Below are 5,480 nucleotides of genomic sequence, written 5' to 3' on the forward strand. Positions count from 1 at the left end.
GCCCCGGGGTCTTCCCCGGGGCCGGGCCCGCCGGGACTGCCTCAGTCCGCGTAGACGCTCAGCCCGGACAACTGGCCCGCCGGCCAGCCGCTGTTGGCGGTGATCTGCACCCGTACGTACCGGGCGGTGGCCGCCGACGCGAGGGTGACCGTCGCGGTGTTCCCGCTCGCCGGGTCGAAGACGCGCGCGGCCGGGGCGCTCAGGGTCGCGAAGCTCGTCCCGTTCGTCGAGCCGAGGACGGACAGCGTCTGGGTACGGGTGGCCCAGGCGGGGTTCGGCGGCAGCGACAGGACCAGCCGGCGCACCGGCAGGGCGGAGCCGAGGTCGATCTGGATCCACTGGGGGAACGCGTTGTTGGCGCTCTCCCAGTAGCTGTTCCCGTTACCGTCGACGGCGTTGCCGGGGCCGTAGTTCTGCGTCTGGCTGCTGGCGCTCGCGGCCCTGCTCAGCGCGAGGTCGCCGGTCGGCGGGTTGGGGCCGCCGCCGCCCGTGACCGGTGGAGTGGGGCGGGTCGCGGTGAGCGCCAGCTCGCCCTTCAGCATCCGGCCGCCGTCACCCGTGAGCCGCAGGTAGTAGTCCGCCGAGCAGGCCGTGCCGTCCTCGTCCAGGGCCCGGATGCCGGAGCCCGCCGGGACCTGCGCGGCGGTCTCCGCGGTCTTGGCGATCTGGTTGCCCTCGTTGTACTCGTCGAACATCGAGATGTAGATGCCCTGCACCCCGATGCGGCACATGTTGTAGAACTGCCGCCACATGAAGTCGCCGTGCGCGCGGTGGCCCGACTGGAGGTCGCCGGGCAGGACGCAGGGCTGGTAGTCGATCCCGTTGGCGTCGCAGTGCGCCTGGTCGGGTGTGTTGACGTTGGCGTAGAAGTTGTCGGCGCCCGCGATGTCCCCGATCCGGCCGACCATCCACGGCGAGAGCATGTCGAAGGCGAGGTACACGTCCATGTATCCGGGCCGTGAGTCCTCGATACCGCGCCGCCAGTGCGTGGGCACCCCGCCCATCACGTAACAGCCCTCCGCCTTGAACCAGTTGACGACGTCCAGGCAGACAGCCGCCGACCAGGTCTTGTTGGGCTCGTTGAAGCCGAACCCCCAGATGCCGACCACCGGTTTGCCGTTCTGTCTGGCGTAGGCCGGCGACGCGGTGAGCGCCTTCATCTTGGCGAGCCAGTCCGCCTTCATCTCCGGCTGCATGTTCGTCCACGCGGTGGCGTCGTACATCACGTAGAACTTGCGGCCGTACTTCTCGGCGGCGCCGCGTACCTTCACCGCCATGTCGTCGCGGGTCGCGCCCTCGCCGCCGTTGGGGTTGAAGCGCTGGAGGGCGGCGGTGTCGATGCCGGACTGCTGCATCCAGGAGAAGTGCGTGTCGACGGTCTGCTGGTCGTACGACGAGAACAGCGCGGCCGGCTGCCCGTTGCCGAGCGCCGGGTAGGCCGTCCGGTAGGTGTGGGTGTAGTCGCGTACGTCGGGCCAGCTCACGATCGCGGTGTTGCTGGGGGACGGCGACTGGCCCCAGTTCTGCGACCAGTGCCACCAGCCATTGATCGGCGCGCCGTCGCCGGAGCAGGCGAACCAGCCCTGGTAGCCGACGGTGATCTTGCCGACGACGTCTCCGGGTGGGGAGGCGGCCTTGGCGGCCGCCTGTGCGGTCCCGGTCTGGGCGGCCAGTCCTGCCGCCGCTCCGGCGCCGGCTATCGCGGACGCGATGACGGTGCGTCTGGAAAGTGCCACGGGGTTCCTCGCAATCGGCTCTGCGTGTGGAGGTGCGGGGAAGTGCGGCATGCGGCGGCATGCGGAGTACGCGGTGCGTGGCGGCGGTGTGCGCGTCCCGGCGCACGGTGCGGCCCCCCACAACGTAAGGACCTGACAGTCCACCGGCAAGACAGAGGACTGGAAATTATTGACCGATCTGCGTCACGATCCTGAGCATGCGGCGAAATTCCCACTCAATCCGGTTCAGCCGAACAGATAGGTCGACCCGCACGGGTCTCATGGCCGCTTCCGGTGGGCTCCGCCGCGCGCAGGCCGCCGGACGGCGTCCGGTGCGCCGGGATATCCGCAGAACGGCAATGTCCGCGACGCCACGTCGTACGTGGGCGCGGGGTCAGGCGGGCAGTCGCGGACGCGGCGGCGGACCCGAGCGGCTCGGCCGGCGCGCCTGCTCGCCCAACGCGGCGCGATGGCACCGCAACTGACGGATCGACAGGAAGGTGAGGACGGGGAACGCGAGTACGCCGGTCGCGCTGGTCCACAGCGTCTGCCCGCCGGGGTGTCCCGCCCACAGGGCGGAGGCGAGGCACGCGGCGGCCAGAACGGACATCCCCGCGTACGCCCATCGCACCCAGGCCAGCATTCCGGCCTGATCCTCGGTCAACGGATATCTGCTCGTCCCGGACTCCGGGATGGTGGTGACCATTCGCTGCGCCTACCCCCGATCGCCGTAGCTACCCACGTTCGGCCGCCTTCACACTCGCCGGCACGGGCGAAGAGCGGCGGCTGTCGCGGTTCCCGCGACCGACGGCCCCGACCGGTCGTCAGACCAGCTCGCCCGCACAGGACCCGTGCGCGCCGCAGGCGTAGCAGCTGTAGCGCATGCAGCCGGTGCACACCCCCATGTTCTCCAGCCGGTACGTGTCCCAGCAGCTCTCGCACACCGCCCGCTCGCGCAGCATGGCGTTCCAGCCGTCCCGGCCGCCGATGAGGTCGTACGAGGCGGTGACGTACTCCGACCACGCGATGTCGTGGTCGGGCCAGTGCCCGGAGTACCAGGAGTACACCGTGAAGAACCCTCTGCCGGTGAGCAGTTGGTCGCTGCTTCGGCCGTCGCGGACCCACTCCTCGAAGAGTTGGCCGACGCGCTCCTCAAGGGGCAGCCCGTACCGGTGCAGTATGTGGTCGGTTCTCATCACCGAATTATGCGGCCGCGCCTGCTCGTGGGGGCGTCTCTTCCCGGGGGCGTCAGGGCCGGCGGCGAAAACCTCGTGACTCCGGCGCGCCCCTCTCCGTACACTCACCACGAACTCGCGCGCCGCACACCGTCGCGGCGCGCGCTCCGTGACCAGTGAGGGGAGACCGGCCGTGCGCTACCGCACCGCTGTTGTCGTTCCCCCGGCACGGTACGAGGTGATCCTGGTGTCTCCCGGCGCCCGGCGCCGGCTGCGCGGCCGGTACCGGATGTCCGCGACGAACGTCTGATTCCCCGTCAATCCGCTGTGCGGGCAACCTCGTCGGGCACCGCCCACGAAGGCCGCCTCACCGCGTCGGGTGCTTCGTCCGGCAATCGCGTCGCCCTTTTCCGTGGATCACCCCGAAAGGCCATGGGCCGTGCGTACCGACCTGCACACCACCGACCGACCCACCACGAACCGACTCGGCGCCGACCGACTCACCGCTGTCCGGAATCTGGGCATCCTCGCCCACGTCGACGCCGGCAAGACCACCGTCACCGAGCGGATCCTCTATCTCACCGGCACCACCCACAAGCGTGGTGAGGTCCACGACGGCACGACCGTCACGGACTTCGACTCGCAGGAGCGCGACCGTGGGATCACCATCTTCGCCGCGGCCGTGAGCTGTGACTGGGACGGTCACCGGATCAATCTCATCGACACGCCGGGCCATGTCGACTTCGCCGACGAGGTCGAGCGCTCGCTGCGCGTACTCGACGGCGCCGTCGCGGTGTTCGACGCGGTCGCGGGTGTCGAGCCGCAGAGTGAGTCGGTGTGGCGGCAGGCGGACCGGCACGGGGTGCCCCGGATCGCGTTCGTCAACAAGCTGGACCGGGCCGGGGCGGATCTCGACGCGGCCGTCGAGTCGATCCGCCGGCGGTTGCATCCTGCGCCGCTGGTGGTGCAGTTGCCGATCGGCTCGGAGGACGGCTTCACCGGCGTCGTGGACCTGCTCCGGATGCGTGCGCTCGTCTGGTCCGGCGACGGCACGGACTCGTACGAGGAGGGCCCCGTGCCCGACTCCCTCATCGAGGAGGCGCTCCGTCGCCGCCGGGTGCTGGAGGAGGCCGTCGCGGAGCTGCATCCGCTCGCGCTGGAGGAGTTCTGCGCGGAATCGACGCTCTCCGCGCGGACGTTGGCCTCCGCGCTGCGTGACCTGACCCGTACCGGCGAGGGTGTCGTGGTGCTGTGCGGCTCGGCGTACCGCAACCGGGGGATCGAGCCGCTGCTGGCGGCGGTCGTCGCCTACCTGCCGTCGCCGCTGGACGTATCCGCGGTGCGCGGCACGCTGGACGGCGCGGAGCAGGAGCGGGCCGCCGATCCGGCGGGGCCGTTCGCGGCGCTGGTGTTCAAGGTCAACTCGACGTCCACGGGGCGGCTGACGTATCTGCGGGTCTACTCGGGAACGGTCCGAAAGGGAGAGGCGGTGCTGGACGTGGGTACGCGGCGTACCGAGCGGATCAGCCGGATCCTGCGGGTCCAGGCCGACCGCCACGCGGAGGTGGACCGGGCGGTCGCCGGGGACATCGTCGCGGTGGTCGGGGTGAAGGCGGCCCGCGCGGGTGCCACCCTGTGCGTACCGTCGGCTCCGCTGGTGCTCGAACCGCCGACCGTCGCCGATCCGGTGGTCTCCGTGGCGGTCGAGGCGCGCGGGCGCGCCGACATCGACCGGCTGGTGACTGCGCTGGCGCGGCTGGTGGAGGAGGATCCCTCGCTGGCGGTGCGGACCGACTCCGAGACGGGTCAGACGGTGCTGTCGGGGATGGGTGAGCTGCATCTGGAGGTCGCGGTGGAGAAGATCCGCCGCGCCCACGGGCTGGACGTCGGAGTCGGCCGGCCGGAGGTGGCCTACCGGGAGACGGTCGGGCGCGGGGTGTCGGGGCTGGTGTACCGGCACGTCAAGCAGGACGGCGGGGCCGGGCAGTTCGCGCATGTCGTCATCGACACCGAGCCGTTGGAGGCGGCGGCGGAATCGACCGCGGACGACCGTGGCGGAGCGGCCGGCTTCGTGTTCCGGTCGGCCGTCGTCGGCGGGCGCGTGCCGCAGGAGTACGTCCGGGCGGTCGAGGCCGGCTGCCGGGACGCGCTCGCCGAGGGACCGCTCGGCGGTCACCCGGTGACGGGCGTCCGGGTCACCCTGACCGACGGGGCGACGCATCCGAAGGACTCGTCGGAGATGGCGTTCCGCACGGCCGGGCGGCTCGCGCTCCGCGAGGCACTGCGGGCCGGCACGATGGTGCTGCTGGAACCGGTGGTCGAGGTCACCGTGACCGTCCCCGACGACGCCGTGGGCGGGGTGCTCGGTGATCTGGCGGCCCGGCGCGGCCGGGTCTCGGGCTCGACGGCGCGGGCCGGTACGGCCGTGGTCACCGCGACGGTGCCGCTGGCGGAGCTGTTCGGCTACGCGACGCGGTTGCGCAGCCGGACGCAGGGCCGGGGCACCTTCACGGCCCGCCCCACCGGCTACGCGCCGGCGCCGGCATCGCACGCCTCGGCGTCCCGGTAGCGCATGACGGGGCGGCCCCTG

4 protein-coding genes are annotated in these 5,480 nt (G+C 71.6%); 1 reads left to right on the forward strand and 3 read right to left on the reverse strand.

What is annotated here, in order from left to right; all coding sequences use genetic code 11:
* Nucleotides 1–41: 41 nt before the first annotated feature.
* The 3 genes from ACFUN8_RS36825 to ACFUN8_RS36835 all read right to left on the reverse strand — a co-directional run bounded on the left by ACFUN8_RS36825 (nt 42) and on the right by ACFUN8_RS36835 (nt 2,911).
* Entirely contained in the window at nt 42–1,787 is a 1,746-nt protein-coding gene (locus ACFUN8_RS36825; protein ID WP_383647654.1) for a discoidin domain-containing protein, read from the reverse strand.
* A 322-nt stretch (nt 1,788–2,109) separates the two neighbouring features.
* Nucleotides 2,110–2,421 carry a hypothetical protein gene (locus ACFUN8_RS36830; protein ID WP_383647657.1) on the reverse strand — a complete coding sequence of 104 codons (312 nt, stop codon included), beginning with the start codon at nt 2,419–2,421 and terminating at the stop codon, nt 2,110–2,112.
* A 118-nt stretch (nt 2,422–2,539) separates the two neighbouring features.
* Complete coding sequence (locus ACFUN8_RS36835; protein WP_383647659.1) at nt 2,540–2,911, reverse strand: hypothetical protein; 372 nt, start codon at nt 2,909–2,911, stop codon at nt 2,540–2,542.
* A 418-nt stretch (nt 2,912–3,329) separates the two neighbouring features.
* On the opposite strand from ACFUN8_RS36835, the gene fusA reads away from it, so the two are divergent.
* Complete coding sequence (gene fusA, locus ACFUN8_RS36840) at nt 3,330–5,459, forward strand: elongation factor G (RefSeq protein ID WP_383647662.1); 2,130 nt, start codon at nt 3,330–3,332, stop codon at nt 5,457–5,459.
* Nucleotides 5,460–5,480: the final 21 nt, after the last annotated feature.

The sequence above is a fragment of the Streptomyces sp. NPDC057307 genome (assembly GCF_042667665.1).
GTDB lineage: Bacteria > Actinomycetota > Actinomycetes > Streptomycetales > Streptomycetaceae > Streptomyces.